General features: G+C 45.2%; 10 protein-coding genes and 7 tRNA genes. 15 read left to right on the top strand and 2 right to left on the bottom strand.

Features of this window, described 5'->3' with window-relative positions:
• The first annotated feature begins 53 nt into the window (after positions 1 to 53).
• The 7 genes from BN3261_RS13055 (at position 54) to BN3261_RS13025 (ending at position 704) form a co-directional block, all read left to right on the top strand.
• A tRNA-Asp gene (locus BN3261_RS13055) sits at positions 54 to 127 on the top strand.
• Between the two features lie 29 nt (positions 128 to 156).
• Positions 157 to 229: transfer RNA gene (locus BN3261_RS13050), tRNA-Val, on the top strand.
• An 8-nt stretch (positions 230 to 237) separates the two neighbouring features.
• Positions 238 to 319: transfer RNA gene (locus tag BN3261_RS13045), tRNA-Tyr, on the top strand.
• Between the two features lie 7 nt (positions 320 to 326).
• Positions 327 to 399: transfer RNA gene (locus BN3261_RS13040), tRNA-Thr, on the top strand.
• Positions 400 to 414: 15 nt separating this feature from the next.
• Positions 415 to 488, top strand: a tRNA-Met gene (locus BN3261_RS13035).
• Between the two features lie 5 nt (positions 489 to 493).
• Positions 494 to 566: transfer RNA gene (locus BN3261_RS13030), tRNA-Phe, on the top strand.
• A 65-nt stretch (positions 567 to 631) separates the two neighbouring features.
• Positions 632 to 704, top strand: a tRNA-Lys gene (locus BN3261_RS13025).
• A gap of 318 nt (positions 705 to 1,022) precedes the next feature.
• Here BN3261_RS13025 and BN3261_RS13020 read toward each other — a convergent pair.
• Positions 1,023 to 1,442: a DUF3592 domain-containing protein gene (locus BN3261_RS13020; RefSeq protein ID WP_059086471.1), complete on the bottom strand. Its 420-nt coding sequence runs from the start codon at positions 1,440 to 1,442 to the stop codon at positions 1,023 to 1,025.
• Between the two features lie 129 nt (positions 1,443 to 1,571).
• Between BN3261_RS13020 and BN3261_RS13015 the strand changes: the two genes are divergently transcribed.
• Positions 1,572 to 5,576 carry a carboxypeptidase regulatory-like domain-containing protein gene (locus BN3261_RS13015; protein WP_059086470.1) on the top strand — a complete coding sequence of 1,335 codons (4,005 nt, stop codon included), beginning with the start codon at positions 1,572 to 1,574 and terminating at the stop codon, positions 5,574 to 5,576.
• Here the strand turns inward: BN3261_RS13015 and BN3261_RS13010 are convergent.
• Positions 5,540 to 6,757, bottom strand: a complete 1,218-nt coding sequence (locus tag BN3261_RS13010) for a metallophosphoesterase (protein ID WP_059086469.1) — start codon at positions 6,755 to 6,757, stop codon at positions 5,540 to 5,542. The genes BN3261_RS13015 and BN3261_RS13010 overlap by 37 nt on opposite strands.
• Before the next feature lie 235 nt (positions 6,758 to 6,992).
• Here BN3261_RS13010 and BN3261_RS13005 point away from each other — a divergent pair, with 235 nt between their 5' ends.
• The 7 genes from BN3261_RS13005 (at position 6,993) to BN3261_RS12960 (ending at position 22,662) form a co-directional block, all read left to right on the top strand.
• Positions 6,993 to 7,814, top strand: coding sequence for a SpoIID/LytB domain-containing protein (locus tag BN3261_RS13005; RefSeq protein ID WP_059086468.1), 822 nt, complete (start codon positions 6,993 to 6,995; stop codon positions 7,812 to 7,814).
• Positions 7,815 to 7,979: 165 nt separating this feature from the next.
• Positions 7,980 to 8,948, top strand: a complete 969-nt coding sequence (locus BN3261_RS13000; protein WP_059086467.1) for a M23 family metallopeptidase — start codon at positions 7,980 to 7,982, stop codon at positions 8,946 to 8,948.
• A gap of 255 nt (positions 8,949 to 9,203) precedes the next feature.
• Positions 9,204 to 10,184 carry a LacI family DNA-binding transcriptional regulator gene (locus BN3261_RS12990; RefSeq protein ID WP_059086465.1) on the top strand — a complete coding sequence of 327 codons (981 nt, stop codon included), beginning with the start codon at positions 9,204 to 9,206 and terminating at the stop codon, positions 10,182 to 10,184.
• A 543-nt stretch (positions 10,185 to 10,727) separates the two neighbouring features.
• Positions 10,728 to 12,662 carry a PTS sucrose transporter subunit IIABC gene (locus BN3261_RS12985; protein ID WP_059086464.1) on the top strand — a complete coding sequence of 645 codons (1,935 nt, stop codon included), beginning with the start codon at positions 10,728 to 10,730 and terminating at the stop codon, positions 12,660 to 12,662.
• Position 12,663: 1 nt separating this feature from the next.
• Positions 12,664 to 14,091, top strand: coding sequence for a glycoside hydrolase family 32 protein (locus tag BN3261_RS12980; RefSeq protein WP_059086463.1), 1,428 nt, complete (start codon positions 12,664 to 12,666; stop codon positions 14,089 to 14,091).
• 469 nt (positions 14,092 to 14,560) lie between these two features.
• Complete coding sequence (locus BN3261_RS12970; protein WP_015526744.1) at positions 14,561 to 14,803, top strand: GIY-YIG nuclease family protein; 243 nt, start codon at positions 14,561 to 14,563, stop codon at positions 14,801 to 14,803.
• Between the two features lie 296 nt (positions 14,804 to 15,099).
• Positions 15,100 to 22,662, top strand: a complete 7,563-nt coding sequence (locus BN3261_RS12960; protein ID WP_059086460.1) for a leucine-rich repeat protein — start codon at positions 15,100 to 15,102, stop codon at positions 22,660 to 22,662.
• Positions 22,663 to 22,669 lie beyond the last annotated feature (7 nt).

The raw sequence follows: 22,669 nt of genomic DNA, 5'->3' as shown, positions 1-22,669 counted from the left end.
TGATTAACGATCAACAAGCATGTATGTAGTTTTTAAGGTACAAACCTTAAAATGGCCCAGTGGCTCAGTTGGTTAGAGCGCCGCCCTGTCACGGCGGAGGTCGAGAGTTCGAGTCTCTTCTGGGTCGTTACAGCTTAGCTGTAATGAATTAAATATGGGATCTTAGCTCAGCTGGGAGAGCATCTGCCTTACAAGCAGAGGGTCATAGGTTCGAGCCCTATAGGTCCCATAGATTATGGATGGATTCCCGAGTGGCCAAAGGGGGCAGACTGTAAATCTGTTGGCACCGCCTTCGAAGGTTCGAATCCTTCTCCATCCACTTAAATGCCGATGTGGCTCAATTGGCAGAGCAGCTGATTTGTAATCAGCAGGTTATCGGTTCGAGTCCGATCATCGGCTTTTAACATTTAATAACGCGGGGTGGAGCAGTCTGGAAGCTCGTCGGGCTCATAACCCGAAGGTCATAGGTTCAAATCCTGTCCCCGCTACTTATGCCCAGATAGCTCAGTTGGTAGAGCAGAGGACTGAAAATCCTCGTGTCGCTGGTTCGATTCCGGCTCTGGGCATGTTTTAATGTAAAACATACGAACGGCTGGTTAGAAAAAGCCTGGGCATGTTTTAATGTAAATATGGGGTATTAGCTCAGTCGGTAGAGCACTTGACTTTTAATCAAGTTGTCCGGGGTTCGAATCCCCGATGCCTCACTTTTTAAGTGGATCAGATAAATTCCCATTTATTGCTCAAGGCAGTAGGTGGGAATTTTGTTTTATATCTGTGCGAGTATAGTATAAAGGAAGACGGTTACGTTGTGATTCAGCGTAACCGTCTTTTTTATATCATAGAAAATTACGTACTGACGAACGAATCAGCAGAGTCATCGAGTAGGATTTCAATGGTAGGATATGTCAATGCGATAAAAAAATTATTATGGACATTTTCGACAAAAAATGTTCACTTTGCGACAAATTTGACAAAGTTCAAGAGATAAAAATGTTATATAATTAGAGCATAGCTGTACAGTATTAAGACTTTATCATAAGAATGAGCAGGAAATCTGTTATGATCAGGATTACCAGGAAGACAATACAGATGGTCATAGAATAGATATTCTGGATCTGGTTTGGATTCTGCGGATCACATTTAATCTGAACATGCTTTCCGGGGGCTTTGCCGAGGCGTAAAAACTCGATTCGGTCAGCTGTGTAGTCTTGTTCCTTGTAGGTGTAAGAGTACTTCACATAGTTATGATAATTGGAACTATGAGGCTTGTTAGGATTATTTGAGCGGCTGACAGATGATATAATAGCATCTACAGGTACGTAATCATGATATTTTATGGCGGAACAGATAGTTATTGCCAGAAAAAAAACAGTTCCGATTACGCAGCAGCCCAGAATAACCGGTAAAATTTGGCGTGCTTTTGGATTTACGGTGACACTCATGATTTTTCTCCTTTCTTGGTTGATAGTCTGATAATTTACGGGGAATTAATTATAAATGATTTCGAATGATCTCGAAAATTTATAATTGATGAACATTATAGCATAGTACAGCAGAAGGGAAAAGTGCTTATGAAGAGAAAAAGTGCATCAAAAAAATTGCTGCCGCTGATGCTGATCCTGATGTTGATCTTAGGAATCAGCATGCCAGCAAATGCAGCTGCAAATCCCAGACTGAACAGTACAAAAAAGGTTTTGTACGTGGGAAAAACATCACAGTTAAAGGTTGTAAACTGGAAGAAAGCCGTGAAATGGTCTTCTTCCAATAATAAAGTTGTAAAGGTTTCGTCAAAGGGAAAGATAACGGCTGTGAAGACCGGAACCGCAACAGTAAAGGCCAGAATTGCCAAAAAGACATTAACCTGTAAGGTTACAGTAAAAAGCCCGGGAATGTCAGTGAAAAAAGCCGTATTGTATGTAAAGGGAAAAAGTCTGCAGTTAAAAGTAAACGGTGTTTCGGGAAAGACGGTATGGAGTTCTGCCAATAAAAAAATCGTTAAAGTCAGCTCTAAGGGAAAAATAACAGCAGTAAAAACCGGAACAACCGTGGTTAAAGCTAAAATAGGAAAAAAAGTATATACCTGTAAGGTTACTGTAAAAAATCCTTATCTGTCTGCAAAGAGCTTAAAATTTGTATGGGGAACAGCGAATACATCCAGGAAACTTTCGATAAAGGGTGATGTGATCAAAACTGCCTCAAGTTCAAATACAAAGGTTGCCAAGGTAAAAAAAGATGGTACGGTTTCTGTAACAGGAACAGGAACATGTACAGTAACCTTTAAAGATTCCAAGAAGAGAACATATCGATGTAAGATAACAGTTGTGAAACCAACACTGAAAAATCAAAAAGCTACTCTGGAAGAAGGGGAAAGTATCCAGCTTGGTTTTAAGGAAAAGGGTGTTAAAGTAAGCTGGTCATCTGCTGATCAGAAAATTGCAACAGTAACAAAAACAGGTGTTGTCCAGGCAGTCGGAGAGGGAAATACATCGATCGTTGCCAAAGTAAAAGGAATAAAAATCTTTGCAAGGATTTTTGTTACGAAAAAATACGTGCAGGATTCCGGACATGAATACACCAGAGGTGAATGGGTAAAACTTCTTCTGGATAAAGTTGGCTGCAAGTATGAAGAGCAGTTTGATAGCAAAAATTATTATTATGCTGATACCAGAGAAAATGAAAATGGAATCGCAGCAGAAATTGCAAAAACTATGGGAATCATTCCCGATGAAACCGATGAGCAGGATGTTCCATATTTTTATCCTGACGAATATGCAACAAGAGAGTTTGCCGCATATACAGCAGTAATGCTTATGGGATATGAAACTACGGATGAAGAACCGACATGTGCAGATGCGGCTCAGATCAGGTATAAAAATGTTGTAGCTATTGCACTGAAAAAGAATATGCTGTCTCTGAATGGAGATACCTTTGAACCGGAGAAGGCAATTAACGGAAATGATGCAGCTCAGATCTTAAAAGCTATCGACCAGATCACTGAGGACTCAGTAATCGATGAGAATTATGACAGCAAGGTTACCTATGCAACAAATGTAGTTGAAGTCAAAGATACTTCCAAAAATATATACAATGTTGTCCAGAACAGTGACGGAACTTATACGATCACAGTAAAAGATGGAAATGCTTATAAAAATCTGGAAACCGGAAAGGTTGTACTGTTTTCTGCAAAGGAAATGGGAACAGATACAGATATTGCATTAAAAGTCCAGAATATCACAAAGGACGGACTGGGCCGTCTGATCATTAAGGCCGGCAAACCGGATGATATTTCAGAGGTTTACAAATCAATTGATTTTGAAGGTGCAGGAATTGCAGATCCGGAAAATATGCAGGTAACTGCAGAGGGCGTTCAATATGAGTATATTCCGGAAAATTCAAGTGAGGTGCCGGCAGGAGGACTTACTCTCGGCGGAAGTATTCCGGTTCCAGGTAAATTGAAATTTGATCTTAATCATAAATTTAATGATAAGGTGAAGCTATCCGGTTCTGTTGCTGTTACGATTCCGGATGTAAGCTGTAAGCTGGATGCCGGATTTAGCTGGGGAAAGATAGAGGTAAGGCATTTTATTGCGTCAGTTACAGGAAAAGCTGATTTCGAAGGCGGACTTTATATAAGTGGCGTGAATTCAGAGCAGCAGATCAAACATGCAAGTGGAACTATGGAAACAGTCAGCGATGTACTTGAACTGGGACGAGTTCCTATAAAGCTTGGTACAACTGGTCTTTCTGCAGATCTGGTGGTTTCTCTGTTTTATGATGTGTCCGGGCAGTTTGTTGTGAAATATTCCGTTGAAGCAACCGGCGGATATGAATTCAAAGATGGAAATGGAAGATTTATCCATGATTTCAGTCAGACTTTGACACCGGTCACAATAGAAGGATCTGCGAAATGCGGTCTTCAGTTTGGATTAAATCTGACTGCATTGGAGACATGGGATCTGGCAGGAATTGATATTAAGGTAGGACCTGCGGCAAAGGCAAGCGTATCCTATACAGTTCGTGATGCCGGAAATGTGCTTTGTTCTGATGTAAGAACCTATATTTACGCAGCGGGTGAGTTGAATCCGGATACGGTGGTCGGAAAGTTCCTGAAAACGGTATGGCATTATACGTTGTCCAAGGATTTTCTGTCTGATGATGACGATAATCCACTAAAATTGAAGGTTCATTTTGAAAATGGAACACTGGTAGATAAATGTACAGTCGGAGCCGGAAGCATTGAGGGAAGCGTTTTGGATTCAAACAGTAAAGCTCCTGTAAAAAATGCCAGCGTGGAAGCATATTCCGGAACAGTCAAGGTTGAAAAAACTTTCACGAAAGAAGATGGAACTTATTCATTTAATGATCTTGATGAAGGAATCTACAAAATTGTTGTCACAGCAACCGGTTACCAGAAATATGAAAGCAGTTCCATGGGAGTATCAGCGAACCAGATCACATACGCAGAATCTTTCCTGATGGTATCCAGAGCAGAAGCCGGAGATGGTGAGCTGAGTGGAAGATTTATTCATTCCATGACCGGTGGAAATATAGAAAATGTAACTTATGAATTACGTAAGGGCTGGGATAATGTGATCGGAGAAACTGTGAAAGAAGGCGTATCAGCAGATGGAACCTATACGTTGACCGTGCCAGCCGGAAACTATACGCTGAATGCAAGCAATGAAGATTTTGTTTCTGCCCATATCAATGTTGTAGTTCAGGCAAATGCATGCAGTGAACGTGATGTAACAATGTCACCGACCAATATCAGTGCAGGAGATGAGGGACTTCTTCAAATCGTGCTTACATGGGGAGAAACTCCGCGAGATCTGGATTCTCATCTGCTGGGACCTGCTGATGAAAACGGAGATGACTACTTCCATGTATACTATAGGGATAAAAATGCATATTCAGAGGATGGAGATGTAATAGCAAATCTGGATCTGGATGATACAAGCAGCTATGGACCGGAAACAACAACCATATACAAAGGCTTCACCGGAAGAAAATATAGCTTTTATGTATACGATTATACAAATGGTGAAGATGATGCGAGTACAGAATTATCTGCTTCGTCAGCCAAAGTAACCGTTTACCGGGGTGGAAAACAGATCTACCAGGCAAATGTACCGGTTAACAGGGAAGGATACCTGTGGCATGTATTTGACTATGATGTGCAGTCAAACAAGCTTATGCCAGTCAATACCTTTGTATATGATTATGAAGTGCCGGAAGCAAATGCAATGGAAGATAATTCAGGCATTATTTCAGAAACAGAAGCCCTTGAGATCATCCGAAACAGTGAAAAGAAAGTTGAAGAAGAGAGCAGCGAGGAACTCAATATGAGTTCTGAAGAAGGAAAGACGGACGATAATACTGAGGAAGAGATATTTGATGATTCCAGTGAAGAGCCGGAGATATCAGAAAGTGGTGATACGGCTGAAGTAATTGAGTTTCCGAAGGACTCTGAAACGGAAGAAGAAAATGACGGAACAGAAGAGGATAGTGAGCGTGCGGAGGAGCTGCCGGTGGAAGATATTTATGAGGGATCAGAGGAGTTAGGTCTGGCAGGATAAAAATGTACTGTGATCGAACAGATCTCGCTGTTTGTGGCAGTACGCATATTCGGGCCCCATATGCCGGCACCGGAGGTAACGATGTTGTGCATAGTCCCCTTTTTCAGGTAGCCGCAGGAATTTTCCCAGATCAGGCCGGTGATGATGTTCAGAGGGAACAGCTGGCCGTCATGAGTATGGCCGCAGAGATCAAGGTCTGCGCCTGCGGCTGCCACTTCATCCAGCTGACCGGGCTGATGATCCATAAAAATAATCGGGAGTGTTTTGTCAAGGTAGGCTGTAAGCTGGTCAGGATCCTTACGGGTATCGGACATTTTTCGGCAGCGTGAAGGATCCTTACGGCCTGTCAGATAAAACCGTTTATCTATGAGGACGGTTTCGTCATCGAGAAGCCGGATGTTGGCAGATTCCAGAAAATTCCGCATTCTGGGATCATCATAATCTTTTTTTGCATTGCGGAAGGTAAAACCGGCCAGAATCGGTTCGCTGAGATCATGGTTGCCCCAACAGGCATAAACGCCGTATCTGGATTTCAGCGAACGGAGAATGGCCGCTGTTTTTTTCGGGTTTTTGATCCCTTCATATTCGTTATCAAAAATATCGCCTGCAATACAGATCAGATCCGGATCTTCGGCGTTGATCTTTTTTACAAGAAGCCCGGCATGTTTTTCTCCGATACTGTAACCGAAATGAATGTCTGCGAGCAGGACGATCTTCAGGGAGTCCATTCCCTTCACCTGCTTGTCTATTTTCACATCATAAGTTTTTGTCTTAATATTCCACTGATTAAAAATCCCATAGAGACTGACACCAATGATCAGAAGGGTGCAGACAGCGCCTGTGACTACGAAGGCTTTCCGGGAATACATCCAGGCCGGATGAAGTGTATGCTTCAGGATCAGTCTGCAGAGATCTGTAGTTACGATTACGATCAGGATGTAAAGAAATGTTCCCTGAAAATAATTTGCCGTATTTTTCAGGAAGCGATGGAGCGCAGGGGGCTTCCGGATGAGAAAACAGGTCAGAAGAGAAGTGGACAGAAAAATATAAACACCTGCAAAGCATGCCCGGAACGCAAAGGTCTGAAAAAAATGAGTGCAGGCACCCATCCACAAAATCATCCAGCGGACGATATAAATATTAATGAGAATATATAATGGTGCGAGAAAGATGGCAAGCATGGTGTGTGATACCTCCATTCGTGGCAAGCAATAAGCGGTGAGCAGGACTGATCGCTGCAGATACTTTTGGGATTGATATATAGCGATTGATATATAGCATTTCCATAAATTACTGCAGCATGTTCGGAATAACTTTTTTTGATGCATTGATTCATAGAACTGCTATAGTATACAGCAAATAATAATTTTTGGCAAAAGAACATATATTAGGAAAAAGAACGCTTATGGTGTTTTTATGAAAAAATATGCGCTTCTTCGATATTGTCTGGTGTTTTTAGCAATTGTTCTTCCTTATTTTTCGGCGGCAACCATTAATGGACCGGAGAGGGTCCTGGCAGAGAGGGTGCCGGATATGGAAGAATATCTCCCGGTCATTGTTTTTTCGCAGATTTCCCCGGATATGAAAAAAGAAACCATAAAAGCGCAGACTGTGATCGCACGGTCGAATATTCAAAGGTGGCTGGGTGAGGGGAAAAATCTGGCAGAGATCCTGAGGGAAAACGGAAGTACAGAGGAAGTCTGGAGATATTTTTTTGCAGAAAAAAGGCAGATCTATGAGCAGGCAGCAAAAGAGACGGATGGACAGGTACTTACATATGAAGGAAAAGTGAGGCTGACTCCCTGGCATAAGAGAAGCGCAGGGAAAACCCGCAGCGGGGAAGAAGTTTTTCATGATGAGGCGTATACATATCTGAAATCGGCAGATAGCAGTGAGGACAAAAAATCTCCGGATCGTATAAAAATCGTGGAAATTCCTGCGGGGCAGCTTTCCGGGGAGCTGAAGATCAAAAAACGGGACAGTGCCGGTTATGTGACAGAGCTTACGATTGGGGAAACACTTCTGGAGGGAGAAAGCTTTGCAGCGGGAATGGGACTGGAATCCGCGAATTTCAGTTTGAAGAAAAAGGATGATATTTATTATCTGCGAGTGCGTGGCAGCGGTCATGGTGTGGGATTTTCCCAGTTTGGTGGAAATGAGATGGCAAAAAACGGAAGCAGTGCGGAGGAGATCCTGAAAAAATATTTTCCGGAGATGGAGCTGAAAGCTGAGGATTAAAGAAAGTCAGGCATCCGAAGCAACGTCTGATAAAAAAATATTCAAAAAATGAATAGACAGCCATATTCTGGACACTCTATAGATATAGAAATGGTGACCGAAACGGCAGCTTTACTGTTTTTTCTGTTACTGAAAATGAACATATCAGACAGAGGTGGAAAGAATATGAAAAGTAAAATTGTGAGAGGTATTATCAACGGAGGTGTTCTGGCAGCAGTGGCGGCACTTGGGATTACTGTTTATCAGCTTGGAACAAAGCCCATCGCAGAAAATCCCCAGGAGGAAAATTCTGTACAGGTAGAAGAGACCGGGCTGGAAGAAGAGCTTTCGGACGGGGAAAACGCAGAGGATGCGGCAGCTGCCGGAGATGGCTGGCAGGATGTAGCACAGGATGAGATCTCTGATGGAGAAACCGGAGATGAAGCAGGTCTGTCAGGAGCTTCAGAAGCCGGAGCAGATGGAGTGACAGGAAGCATCCGTGAGACTGCAGGAAGTGGTACAGCCGAAAATGCAGCGGCAGATGCAGATAATGGAAGTGGTACGGAGGATAGGAGCGTGTCTGCGGCAGCAGGTGCAGACAGAAGCCGCACAGATGGCACTGGAAATACAGCAGATAATGCCGGAAATACATCGGCAGAGGGAGCGGTGAATAACGGAGCTGGAGCTTCCACAGATACCGCAGAGACCTCAGCTGTCGGAATTGCGGCACAGGCTTTGGATTTTACGGAGGATTCCATTATGGAATGGCCGGTCAGAGGAACGGTTCTTGTGGATTACAATATGGATGAAACCGTATATTATCCGACTTTGGATCAGTATCGTGTGAGCTCTGCCATTGCTTTGCAGGCAGTGGAGGATGCGCCGGTGTATGCGGCGGCAGATGGCCAGGTGCTTTCTGTTGTACAGGATGCCTGTACGGGAACGACTGTGACTATGGAGCTGGGAAATGGTTATCAGGCAGTATATGGGCAGCTGAAGGACCTTACTGTGGCAGAAGGTGACACAGTAAAGGAGGGCGAAGTGATCGGAAATATCAGCGCACCTACCAAATATTATTCTGTAGAAGGCCCGAATCTTTATTTTGCAATGAAAAAGGATGGCGTGCCGGTAGATCCGTTTGAATATCTGGAATGACAGGGAAAACCGAAAAATAGATATGCCGGGGAGATTTTTAGGAACAGAGTATGGAGGATACGGGATGGGAGGTATATGCATCCCGTATCCTCTGTGTTGTGAAGCGTATTAGTGAGAACGGAGTGAGCAGTAATAAAAATTTCCATTTACATAGGAAAAGAAGCTTTTTTACCGGAAAGAAACCGTGTATAATCTATATTATAAATATGCATACAAGGACAGATATAACAGGACAAAAGAAGAGGTACATAAGTTATGAACATTAATGAAATAGCTAGGCTTGCCGGAGTTTCCAGAGCTACGGTATCCAGATATCTGAATAATGGATATGTCAGCAGTGAAAAAAAGGAAGTCATCCGCAGGGTGATCCAGGAGACAGGATATCAGCCATCCTCCCAGGCACAGACACTGCGGACCAAAAAAACCAGTCTCATCGGTGTCATCCTTCCAAAGATCAATTCAGATACCATAAGCCGTGAGGTGACAGGGATCAGTGATATTCTTACACGGAGAAGATATCAGCTTATTCTGGCCAATACCAATAATGATGTGGAAGAAGAGCTGAAATACCTTTCTCTGTTTAAAGAACGTCAGGTGGACGGAGTGGTTTTTATTGCTACCATGTTTACCAGAAAGCATAAACAGATGCTGAAGGATTATAAGGTACCGATCGTGATCCTGGGACAGCATCTGGACGGATATCCATGTATTTATCAGGATGATCATAAAGCAGCTTTTCAGGTCACGGAGAAGCTGGCGGAGAAGGGGAAAAAGTTTGCCTATATCGGCGTTACAGATAAGGACGAGGCAGTTGGTGCCTGCAGGAAAAAGGGTTTTATGGATGCTATCCATAAAGCTAAGCTGGAGGTCGTGCCGGAGAGGATGAAGATCGGAAGCTTTACCATGGATTCCGGGTATGAGATGGCGAAGGAGCTTTTTGAGGAGGAGCCTTCCATAGATTCTCTTGTGTGTGCTACGGATACTATGGCGGTGGGAGCCATGACTTATTTGAAGGAGATCGGGCTTCGCATTCCCGAGGATGTTCAGATCGCAGGGATTGGGGATGGAGTTCCGGGTAAGATCGTGGAACCGAAGCTGACAACGGTACATTTTTATTATAAGACCAGCGGAATGGAGGCAGCAGCCATGCTGGCTGATCTTATTGAGAACGATACCGGGATCAGCAAGGAAATAAAAATGGGATGTGAGCTTGTGGAACGGGAATCTCACAGGTAACAGAGAATATCCTCGCAGACAGAGGAAGAAATTATAAGTTATTGTGGAACAGGAGCAGATCTTTTGGGAGAAAAAGACCTGCTTCTTTTTTGTGTGGTGCTGTGTTATGGCTGAGCAAACACAGAAAAATGCCAGATTTTTTCTGCGATACCTTGACTGGTTTGTCTGTTTTGCATCTGTTCTTATGGAATATGTACAATTTTGACCGAAGAAATTTGTGCGATGTTGCGGATTTACAAATAATAATGCAGTAGTTATAATACAAGTAAGATATGAGAACGATTCCACATAAGAACACAAGCAACGACATAAAACAAACCATTGAAAAGTGCTAAAATCATCAAAAAACTTAAAAAAATGGAAAGATTACCGTTCCTTGTATGAATAGATATATGAAATCAATCTCATAAATAAATGAAAAACAATGGATCAGAGATAATAAATCCCGGGAAGTTGAAGAAAGAACAGACAGATCTGATCCGAAGAAAGGGAAAGCAGAAAGAGATGACTGTCCGGGAACAGTAGCAGAAAAGGAGGAAGGACATGGATTACAGAAAGACAGCACAGGAAATCTATGATCATGTAGGAAAGAAAGAAAACATCATTTCCGCGGCGCACTGTGCAACAAGGCTTCGTCTGGTCATTGCGGATAATGACAAGGCGGATAAGGAATATGTAGAGAATATCGATGGTGTGAAGGGCGTGTTTTTCGCACAGGGACAGATGCAGATCATCCTGGGAACAGGAGTTGTAAACAAAGTTTATGATGAATTTATCCAGATCGCCGGAATATCAGAGAGTAGTAAGGATGAGCTTAAGAAGGTGGCAGCATCCAAGGCTAATCCGATACAGAGACTGATCAAGACACTGGGAGACATTTTTGTCCCGATCATCCCAGCTATCGTAGCCAGCGGATTTTTGATGGGAATCATGGAAGCCCTGAACTTCATGGTAAACAACGGCTTCCTGAATATTAACACCAATGGTTCCATTTATGTATTTGCACAGCTTTTCAGTAACACAGCGTATACATTCCTGCCGATTCTTATCGCTTACAGTGGTGCGAAGGTATTTGGTGCCAACCCTTATCTGGGTGCGGTTATCGGTATGATCATGATCCATCCAAATCTGCAGAATGCCTGGACTGTTGCAACAGAGGGTGTGCAGGCAACGCAGAAGGTATGGTTTGGACTTTACTCCATTGACATGGTGGGATATCAGGGACATGTGATCCCGGTTATCATTGCAGTATGGGTACTGGCACAGATCGAGAAAAGACTTCATAAGATCGTACCTGCAATGTTCGATCTTTTTGTAACACCACTTGTCAGTGTTTTTGTAACCGGTTATCTTACACTTTCCATTATCGGACCGATCTTCGTAGCTGTTGAGAACGGACTTCTGGATGGAATCCAGTGGCTGATCGCACTGCCATTTGGAATCGGAAGCTTTATCATGGGTGCCTTTTATGCACCGACTGTTGTTGCTGGTGTTCATCACATGTACACTATCATTGACCTTGGACAGCTGGCCAAATTCGGCGTTACCTACTGGCTGCCACTTGCATCTGCAGCTAACATTGCACAGGGTGGTGCAGCTCTTGCTGTAGGCCTGAAATCCAGAAATCAGAAGATCAAATCCATGGCTGTTCCTTCTGCCTTAAGCGCATGCATGGGAATCACAGAGCCGGCAATCTTCGGTGTAAACCTCCGCTTCGGAAAGCCGTTTATCATGGGCTGCCTGGGTGGTGCATGCGGAGCACTTTTTGCCTCCATTAGCAGTCTTGGTGCCACAGGAACAGGTGTTACCGGTATCTTCGGAATCCTGCTGTGCTTGAATAATCCGGTTTCTTATATACTCATGTTTGTCATCGCATTTGGTGTGGCTTTTGTACTCACATGGATGTTCGGATATAAAGACGAGGTACAGGAAACAGCTGGGAAAAATATTGAAACAGAGAAAAAGGCAGGTGCTCCGGCAGAGAATGCTGAGATGAAATCTGCGGAGAAAAAAACAGCTGAGAGCGGTGTGCAGACCCTCTACAGCCCGCTTGAGGGAACTGCAATCCCGCTTTCAGAAGTAAAGGATGCAACCTTTGCATCTGAAGTCCTTGGAAGGGGCATGGCAGTGATTCCGTCCAAAGGTGAAGTAAAAGCACCCTGTGACGCTACGGTTTCTACAATTTTTGACACAAAGCATGCCATCGGGCTTGCGACAGAAAGTGGTCTGGAGCTGCTGATCCATATCGGCGTTGATACCGTTGAGCTTGGCGGTAAATTCTACACCGCTCATGTAAAGGACGGTGACGTGGTCAAAAAAGGCCAGACACTGATCACCTTTGATATGGATGCTATTAAGGCAGCCGGCTATGATGTGACCACACCGCTGATCGTAACCAATACCGATGATTATGAAGAAGTAAAAATGTTTGCAGAAGGAACAGTAAATAATGGTTCTGAAGTACTGGAGGTAAAATAAAATGAGTTCTCTGACCAAGGTACTTGCAGAGGAAGTGCGAAAAATCGAGGAAACGGCAGCAGTTGATAGGACGATGCAGACAAACCGTCTGACCCATCATCTGATGCCGCCTGTGGGATGGCTCAATGACCCGAACGGATTATGCTGGTACAAGGGAAGATATCATGTGTTTTTCCAGTATTCTCCGTTTGAGGCCAACGGTGGACTGAAATTCTGGGGACATTACTCCAGTGAAGATATGATCAGCTGGAGATATGAAGGGGTTCCGCTTCTGCCGGACAGCATTTATGACTGTCATGGTGTTTACTCAGGCTCTGCCATTGCGGAGAAAGATAAGCTTCATCTTTTCTACACAGGAAACATCAAGATGGATGGAGATTATGATTATATCAATAACGGAAGGCAGTCCAGCACTCTTCATGTGGAGAGTGCGGACGGCCTTCATTTCGGAACAAAGGAGGTTGCAGTTTCCTGCGAGGATTATCCGGAGAATTACACCTGTCACATCCGTGACCCGAAGGTCTGGAAGGAGGGGGAAGAGTACCGGATGATCCTTGGCGGCCGTCAGAAAAGCGACCATGGCGCCGTACTTTTTTACAGATCCGAAGATCTGAAGAACTGGAAATTTGACGGTGAGCTTACTACAGAAAAGGCATTCGGATACATGTGGGAGTGCCCGGATTTTTTCACTCTTGAGGGACAGGAGGTGCTTTCTGTATCTCCCCAGGGACTGACCAGAGAAGAGTTCCGTTTTCAGAACATCTATCAGTCCGGATACTTTATCCTGAAGGATGGAAAGCCGGAGGAAAAAGCTTTCCGGGAATGGGACCACGGCTTTGATTTCTATGCACCCCAGACATTCCAGGATGGAAAGGGCAGACGGATCCTGATCGGCTGGATGGGAATGCCGGATGCAGATGAGGAGTATGTGAATCCTACAGCAGAGAGCGAAGGCTGGCAGCATTGCCTGACTGTTCCAAGGGAAGTTACGTATAAAAACGGAATGCTTTATCAGTATCCGGTGGAAGAACTGAACGGGCTGAGAAAGACTGGCGTTTCTGCCAGCGGTTCCAGCGCGGAGATTCCGGTGAATGGACCGTTTGATCTGGATGTTCAGGTAAAAGGTGAGCAGGGTAAAGTAAGCCTTGGGGAAAATCTCTTCCTGGAATATCAGGACGGAGATGTGATCTTAACTCTCTCCGAGAAGGCCGGTGCCGGACGAAAGGTACGTAAGGCGCATGTTCCGTCCGGTGTGATCGAAAGCATCAGAGTTCTTGCGGATACTACAGCTGTGGAGATTTATGTGAATGGCGGAGAGGTTGTTTTTGCTACCAGATATTATCCGGAAACGCAGGAGCAGGCTGTGAAGTTGGAGGCTGTGGAGTGTGATGGGAAGATTTATGTGCTGAAGAATTATGTGATGGAGTAGGCTGGGCTTATTGATCGTGAAATACAGCAAGATCAGAATACGAATACCTATAGAGCAGCTATGCAGTGAATTCCATATTCACAGAAATAAGAAATGACCGTATAATAAAGCAGGTGGGAAAATCCGCAGCCGGAATCCCAGCCTGCTTTATCTTTGTTATAAGTGAAATACATGAATTGTGCCGGCTGCTTGAGTATAGAAGGATGGCTGCTGAAGAAATGTTGGTGGCTGTCTTTACATAGAAAGAATGCGGCCGACTGGATGTTTGTTTTACAGGAGAGGAAATATCACGGAAGACAGATCACACTGTCCAGAAAAGTGTTCAGATATTTGTTTTACAGGAAGGCAAATCAGAAAAGTGTTCAGATATTTGTTTTACAGGGAGGCAAATATCAGGGTTGATGTTACTGAAGATGTACTGGCATTTGGCATTGTATTGCATAAATTTTTTACAGAAGAGGAGACTGCTATGAACTATACATACATCGTGCAGTGTGCAGACGGCACGCTCTACACCGGCTGGACAAACTGCCTTGTCAGGCGGATGAAAGCCCATAATGAAGGCAAAGCAGGCGCCAAATATACCCGGGCCAAAAGGCCGGTGAAGCTGGTGTATTACGAAGGCTTTGCCACAAAGGAGGAGGCCATGAGCCGGGAATACCGGATCAAGCAGCTGACCAGGGAGAAGAAGCTGGAGCTGATGAAGTTTTGAAACTGTCGGAAATCTTTTCAATTCCGGATGCAGACCCGTCACTGGAGCTGAAGGCAGTCATGCTGAATATCAATAAGAGTAGTTCAATAAGAGCGAAAAGTTCTGTACGATACCAATACCAGAGCTTTTCGCTTTTTTTTGTATACACGGCAGGCGAACAGCTGCAACGGAGGCAGAAAAAGAAGCTTTATGATAATAAAAATCAAATATTTGGAATTGTATGAATATTGTGAATATGGTAGAATAAACACAAAAATCAAAGAACTCAGTCAGCTGAGAAGAGGAAAGGAAAGAGGATGAAAAAGACAAAAGATTTCTGTCTCCGGCTTATGTGCTGTTTTCTGTTTCTGGGGTTATTTTGCGGAACAGAGGTTTTTGCAGCAGTTCAGGAGGGTAAGCCAGGAGAAACATTTTCCGGGGAATATGCAGTTATCATTAACACAGATACCACAAATCCCGGAAATACGGGAACCTTGCAGTTTGACGGGACATCGGCACAAGCGGCGGACTTTGAAGCAGAAGATTATGCAGTCGTGCAGGGTGGAAGCAATGCATCGGCGCAGGCGGCAACAGAGGGAATTGCGGGAGAGGCAGCAGATGTGGGGCAGGTACAGAGTCTGGAGGATGATCAGCTGCAGGCATACATGCAGGATGATCAGCCGATGCTGACTGCTGTACAGGCTGCGGCGACTACCTATCAGGTAGGTGAAGAAAAGTACATATATAGAACTAGCGGCCATGATACATATGGAAAAACATATGTCTGCATCGGAGTTGGGGAACACTGCTATGTGTGGATGGATAAGACCATGAAGGCAGATTACGATACCGCAGGGAAAACAGCTCTGATCGCTGCGGATATGGCAGCTGTCTACGATGGTCAGCCTTACCGTATCCTTAACCAGCTCTGTGCAGGTGATTTTCCGGCACAGGATGGCTCAGGCAAGCTGTCGATCCTGCTGGAGTCTTTAAGTAGCGCCAGCGGTATGTATATGTATGATGAAGGGATCACAGCGATCCATATCAACACACCGTCAGCATCCTCTTATGTTTCGGGGGAGATGTCAAAGCGAAATGGCCTTCTTGTTCATGAGGGACAGCATGCAATCCTCTGGCTGAAAACCGGATTTATGAGTACCGGCAGATATTCGTGGCTGAATGAGGGCCTTGCAGTGGCTGTCATGGACTATCTTTGGGGAGGAACGGACAGCAGCGGCTGGCTGAATGGTATTGGAAGTAATACGGCCATCCGTTCAGGGGCTTCGCTGATCTACGAGAATTACCGGGATGACAATGCACAGGACTATGGAATGCCGTATCTTTTTGTAAGATATGTTATCGACCGGATGGCAGGAAGCTATCAGCCTATGAAGGTGCTTCCAAAATTTTATACGATCGATGCTTCTTCTCTCAGCTGTGAGCAATATCTGGAGAAAGTAACCGGAGTTTCTTTTAAGGAGCTTATGGCGGATTTTTATACGGCAGTTGCAGCCGGTGAGAGCTCCGGTAAATACAGCTTTTACGGGGATACCATTGCTGCGGCAAAGGCAGCGACATTCCCGGTTTATGCAGGAGATAGCAATGAAAACCATACATTGCCGGCAGCATCGGCAATCCTGGTGAAGCTGTCGAACGGTAAGTTTACCGTTCCGACGGATGGCTCCGCAGGGATTGTTTATCGTATCATTGGAAGCAGAAGCTCTTCCCTTGCACCGGCAGAGGGAGATGGTACGTTTTCAAATCCATATAAGATATCTTCGATCGATGATCTTAATCTGATCCAGGCAAACCAGGGAGCATACTATCGTCTGACAAAAAATATCAGTACAGACGGAAGGACAAATTTTTCGGCATCGTATTTCAGTGGGACGCTGGACGGAGCCGGTTTCACAATAACCGGTCTCCAAAAACCTCTGATCCAGCAGAATGCAGGAACGATAAAGGATCTGAATATTGTTGCGGATTTTGATTATGACAGTCATGATATCCATGGTGTTGTGGCACAGTATAATACTGGTAAGATCCAGGATTGCAGGGTAACCGGAACGGTAACAGGACATATGGGCTCTACCAGTTCCATGAGCCATCCGGCTTTTGGCGGGATTGTCGGAGAGAATGAGGTGGCCGGTACTATCAGCGGCTGTTCGTCCGGAGTAAATATTTCCATATCCATGACAGCTACAGACAGCTATGTTGGTGGTATTGCAGGAGTAAACATTGGTACTATTGAAAAATGTGTTGCAGGAGGAAATCTTTCTGTCACACAGGCTAACGGAAATTCTTATCAGGTTTACCTTGGAGGCATTGCCGGCCGGATCGAACAGTTTGGAAACATGGGCGGATATGTGAAACAGTGTGCTTTTACAGGTACGCTTCGCGTGACTGGCGGAACAGCAGTTACAGGTCAGATCTGTGCACAGGTAAATGCAAATGTACTCAATTCTGCTATCGGTCTGAATGGACATGTTTCGGATTGTTATGGTAAAAACGGCCAGGGAGCGCTCATCGGGACAAACACGGAACAGACGCTTACAACAGGCGGTGTTCTTACAGCAGAGCAGATGAAGGATCCGAACTCATATAAAGGCTGGAGCTTTGACGGAGACTGGCAGATTTCCAAGGATGGACTGCCGGAACGTGCAGATGCATCGGCGATCAGATCACTTTCTGTTTCCCGTGTACCGACAGCGTGTTACGTGGGAGAGGTTCCGGCGTACTGGGGGACGCTTATTGTTAATAATTCTACATCAGTAACGATCACGAAGGATATGATCACCGGATTTGATAATTCGGAAACAGGGACAAGGGAACTGACGATCAATTATAAGGGAAAACAGACCAGCTGGTCAATGACAGTCAAAAAACCATCTGCCAGTGATATTACAAGTATTGTGCTTTCCGGGCGTCCGAAGACGACATACAGTGAAAACCAGAAGTTTGATCCTTCAGGCGCCAGCTTTTTTGCCACAATAGGTGGACGTTATGTATATATTTACAGTGGCTTTTCCTATGATAAAACAGGTCCGCTGAAGCCTGCGGATACATCCGTGATATTCAATTATTTTGGAAAAGAAATTCCGGTAAATATTACGGTGACAGCCAGAAAAGCAACGAAGCTTTCCGTGCTTGCAGCACCGGCAAAAACTCAGTTTACAGTTGGGAACACGCTGGATCTGTCCGGTGTGAAACTGCAGATCACATATAATGATGGGACGCAGACTCCGATATTTAAAGCGGATGAGCTGGAGAAATATGGTGTTCATGTTGCTTTTGGAAAGAATGGATCTTTTACAACGGTTGCAGCAGATAAGGTTCTGGAAAGTGCTGACAGCGGAAGTACGATCGTATTTTATGCGACGGATAAACTGCCGTCAGAGTATGGCTCGGTAGTTGTGGCGTCATCGACGATCACGGTGCGGAGTCCGCTGACTGTACCGGCACTGGATTTGTATGTCAGTGCAGGAAAAAGTGCGGCGCAGTATCCGTGCACAGATAATGTGACTGGTGGAAGTGGAACGTATGCGACTACAGTAATTGAGGAAAAGCTGCCGACAGGATTGAATCGCACGAATCTGCCCGGAGGAAAATATAATGCTTTTAGCTATACAGGTGTTGTTACGGCGTCAGCCGGAGATTACAGTTCACAGTATAAGATCAGCGATACAGAGACACAGGAGAGTATTCAGGTGACTGTGACGATCCATGTGGTTCCTTCTGATCAGGCTGCATTTTACAGTTTTGTGCTTAAGAAGGTGGAAAATCCTGGACTGAAGCAGGATGTTATCGGTGCGATCGGGGAGGATACGATCGTTCTTCGGGTGCCGAGTGGGACGAATGTTACAGAATTGAAGCCTTCGATTGATTATGGCTCAGGCATGGGAACTGAACTTCCTTCAGGATTCTGGAATGGTTCGAAGCATGATTTTACCAGCCCGGTTGTATATACGCTTACAGCGCCGGATGGGGTTACAAAGAAGTCTTATACGGTAAGTGTGGAATTTTATGATGATACTTCGGAGGAAGTACAGTCTGGTGACGAGATCCTTTCACCGGTTGATAATACGAAGATCAGCTGTAAGGACAGCGAAGAGATCACCCTTAAAGGCTGGGCGGGAGACAGCTCAAAAGAGATTTCTCTTTTCAAATATGTGGTAAATGGAATCAGTTATACTACATCTGCAAATAGCACTACACAGACAATTCCAAATGCCAGAGCATATGAAGTGAAAATTTCCGGAAGCAGCTTGAAGGAAGGAAATAATACTCTGGAAATCTGGGTGATGTATGCTGATAATTCAGGCACCGGAAGCGGTGGCACTTTAAAGAAACTCGGCACCAGAACTGTTGTTAAGGAAGGCCACAAAGCAGTGAAAGACGCAGCGGTAGCAGCTACCTGTGAGACCGCAGGAAAGACAGAAGGAAGCCATTGCAGCGTCTGCAATACAGTAATAAAGGCTCAGACTACAGTGGCGGCATTAGGTCACAACTGGGACAGCGGAAAAGTGACAAAGGCAGCGACCTGCACTGCAACCGGAACAAAAACTTACACCTGCAGCCGATGTAAGAAGACCCGAACAGAAACAATCGCGGCAACCGGCCACAAAGAAGTGAAAGATGCAGCAGTAGCGGCCACCTGCGAAACAACCGGAAAGACAGAAGGAAGTCACTGTAGTGTCTGCAACACAGTGATCAAAGCTCAGACTACAGTAGCAGCATTAGGTCACAGCTGGGACGGCGGAAAAGTGGCAAAAGCAGCCACCTGTACCGCCGCTGGAACGAAGACCTACACCTGCACTCGGTGCAAGAAAACATGCACAGAAACGATCGCAGCCACAGGCCACAAGGTAGTAAAAGACACAGCGGTAGCAGCCACCTGTGAGACAACCGGAAAAACAGAAGGAAGCCACTGTAGCGTATGCGGAACTGTACTCAAAGCCCAGACCACAGTGGCAGCGTTAGGTCACAGCTGGGACGGCGGAAAGATAACAAAAGCAGCAACCTGTACCGCAGCCGGAACGAAGACCTACACCTGTACTCGGTGCAAGAAAACACGAACAGAAACAATCGCAGCTACAGGTCATAAAGCAGTAAAGGATGCAGCCGTAGCAGCCACTTGCGAGACAACCGGAAAGACAGAAGGAAGCCACTGCAGTGTCTGCGGAACTGTACTCAAGGCTCAGACCACAGTGGCAGCATTAGGCCACAGTTGGGACAATGGAAAAGTAACAAAGGCAGTGACCTGTACCGCAGCCGGAACAAAGACCTACACCTGTACCCGCTGCAAGAAAACACGAACAGAAACAATCGCAGCCACAGGTCACAAGGCAGTGAAAGATGCAGCAGTAGCAGCCACCTGCGAGACAACCGGAAAGACAGAAGGAAGTCATTGCAGCGTCTGCAATACGGTAATAAAGGCTCAGGCCACAGTGGCAGCATTAGGCCACAGCTGGGACGGCGGAAAGATAACAAAGGCAGCAACCTGCACCGCAGCCGGAACAAAGACCTACACCTGTACCCGCTGCAAAAAGACACGAACAGAGACAATCGCAGCCACCGGCCACAAGGCAGTAAAAGACGCAGCAGTAGCAGCCACCTGCGAGACAACCGGAAAGACGGAAGGAAGCCATTGCAGCGTCTGCGGAACTGTACTCAAGGCTCAGACCACAACAGCAGCGTTAGGCCACAGCTGGGACAATGGAAAGGTAACAAAGGCAGCCACCTGTACCGCAACCGGAACAAAGACCTACACCTGTACCCGCTGCAAGAAAACACGAACAGAAACAATCGCAGCCACAGGCCACAAGGCAGTAAAAGACGCAGCGGTAGCAGCCACCTGTGAGACAGCAGGAAAAACAGAAGGAAGTCACTGCAGCGTCTGCAACACAGTACTCAAAGCGCAGACTACAGTGGCAGCGTTAGGCCACAGCTGGGACGGCGGAAAGATAACAAAAGCAGCAACCTGCACCGCAGCCGGAACGAAGACTTACACCTGTACCCGCTGCAAGAAAACACGCACAGAAACCATAGTAGCCACAGGCCACAAGGTAGTAAAAGACGCCGCGGTAGCAGCCACCTGCGAGACAACCGGAAAGACGGAAGGAAGCCATTGCAGCGTATGCGGAACTGTACTCAAGGCCCAGACCACAGTAGCAGCGTTAGGCCATGATTACGGAGAGTGGAAAACAATAAAGGCTGCAACTTATACAGAACCGGGACAGGCAGAAAGAGTTTGCAGGAGAAATGCATCACACAAAGAATACAGACAGCTTCCGGTACTGGAAAAAGCGAAGATTGATCTGTCAGCCTGCAGCATTCAGTTGTCAGAACAGACCTATGTATATGATGGAACCGAAAAAACACCGACAGTAACCATCACTTACAACGAAAAAACACTGACAGAAGGAAAAGACTACCAGGTATATTTCGCAGATAATGTAAATCCAGGAACAGCAAAGATCACCGTGATCGCCAAAACCGACAGCGATTATACAGGAACAGCCACAATAACCTTTGAGATTCGAAAATCACTTCCGGAAAATGCAACTGTGATCGAACCGGGCGCATTCAGCAACTGTACAAACCTGGTGGATCTGAATATCAAAGAAAACGTAACAGAAATAGGCGACAACGCATTTGCAGACAGCAAAAATCTGCAGAATATCTATTTCTACGGCAACAGCCCGAAACTCGGAAATAATATCTTCAAAAATGTAACTGCAACCGTATACTATCCATACACAGACAAAACCTGGTCCCTGGATATCCTCCGGGATTACGGCGGAAATATTACTTGGGTACCATGGGATCCAAAAACAGGCAGTCCGGCAAAACGAAGCCTTGCACTGTGCGATATCAGGATCACAGAGCAGAAATACACCTATGACGGAACCGAAAAAACACCGGAAATGGTTATCATGGATGGAAACTATACACTGCAGAAAAATACAGATTACACCGTAAAATGCAGCAATAACATCAATGCGGGAAATGCAGAACTGGAGATCACAGGAGCCGGAAATTACAGCGGAACCTATAAAGCAGGATTCCTCATCGAACAGACAGAGCCGAGCCTGAAATTTGACAAAAAAACAATAACTGTAAAATACGGCACAAAACCATTCCTCTGTGTGTTGTCTGAAAAAACAACAGACGGAACCATAACCTACAGCTCCAGCAATCCTAAAGTTGCTGTCGTAGATCCGACCACCGGTAAAGTAACCATCAAAGGCGGAGGAACCGCAGCGATCATGGCATACGCTGCAAAGGGAACTAATTATACCTCCGGTTCTACATTCTGCACCATCAAAGTAACGAAACGTAGCAATACCATCAAAGCATCCAATATCCGGCGTACCTGGTATGCAAAAGCCAGAAAGATCAGCATCAATGCAAAAGCTTCCGGAAAAGCTCCGCTGAAATATTCTTCCAGCAGTAAATCTGTAAAGGTAGACAAACAAGGAAGGATCACCATTGCGGCAAAATTCACCGGCAGTGCAAGGATCACGATCCGTTCTTCCGCCACAGCAGGATATAATGCCGCCACAAAGAGCATTACAGTTACAGTTGATCCGGCAGGAACTACCCTGACGACGGCAAAGAACCTGTCCGGCAGAAAAGCGCAAATCACATGGAAGAAAAACCGATACGTGACCGGATATGAGATCCAGTATTCCGTAAACAAAAATTTCAGATCCGGCAGCAAAAAAACAGTGTCTGGAGTATCCAAAACGAAATACACGCTGACAAAACTTCAGAAAAACAAAACGTATTACGTAAGGATCCGCACATACAAAAAATCAGGAACAAAGAAATATTATTCTTCCTGGAGCAAGGTAAAAGCAGTAAGGATCAGAAAGTAGAGGCATG

The sequence above is a fragment of the Blautia massiliensis (ex Durand et al. 2017) genome (genome assembly GCF_001487165.1).
Classification (GTDB): Bacteria; Bacillota; Clostridia; order Lachnospirales; family Lachnospiraceae; genus Blautia_A; species Blautia_A fusiformis.
This window is presented reverse-complemented; position numbering and strand designations above follow the sequence as displayed.

Excerpts from the sequence above, each read along its gene's own strand:
- BN3261_RS13005 (WP_059086468.1), top strand. The coding sequence starts at position 6,993 with ATGAAAAAATATGCGCTTCTTCGATATTGTCTGGTGTTTTTAGCAATT.
- BN3261_RS12990 (WP_059086465.1), top strand. The coding sequence starts at position 9,204 with ATGAACATTAATGAAATAGCTAGGCTTGCCGGAGTTTCCAGAGCTACG.
- BN3261_RS12985 (WP_059086464.1), top strand. The coding sequence starts at position 10,728 with ATGGATTACAGAAAGACAGCACAGGAAATCTATGATCATGTAGGAAAG.
- BN3261_RS13020 (WP_059086471.1), bottom strand. The coding sequence starts at position 1,442 with ATGAGTGTCACCGTAAATCCAAAAGCACGCCAAATTTTACCGGTTATT.
- BN3261_RS12960 (WP_059086460.1), top strand. The coding sequence starts at position 15,100 with ATGAAAAAGACAAAAGATTTCTGTCTCCGGCTTATGTGCTGTTTTCTG.
- BN3261_RS12970 (WP_015526744.1), top strand. The coding sequence starts at position 14,561 with ATGAACTATACATACATCGTGCAGTGTGCAGACGGCACGCTCTACACC.
- BN3261_RS13015 (WP_059086470.1), top strand. The coding sequence starts at position 1,572 with ATGAAGAGAAAAAGTGCATCAAAAAAATTGCTGCCGCTGATGCTGATC.
- BN3261_RS13010 (WP_059086469.1), bottom strand. The coding sequence starts at position 6,757 with ATGCTTGCCATCTTTCTCGCACCATTATATATTCTCATTAATATTTAT.
- BN3261_RS12980 (WP_059086463.1), top strand. The coding sequence starts at position 12,664 with ATGAGTTCTCTGACCAAGGTACTTGCAGAGGAAGTGCGAAAAATCGAG.
- BN3261_RS13000 (WP_059086467.1), top strand. The coding sequence starts at position 7,980 with ATGAAAAGTAAAATTGTGAGAGGTATTATCAACGGAGGTGTTCTGGCA.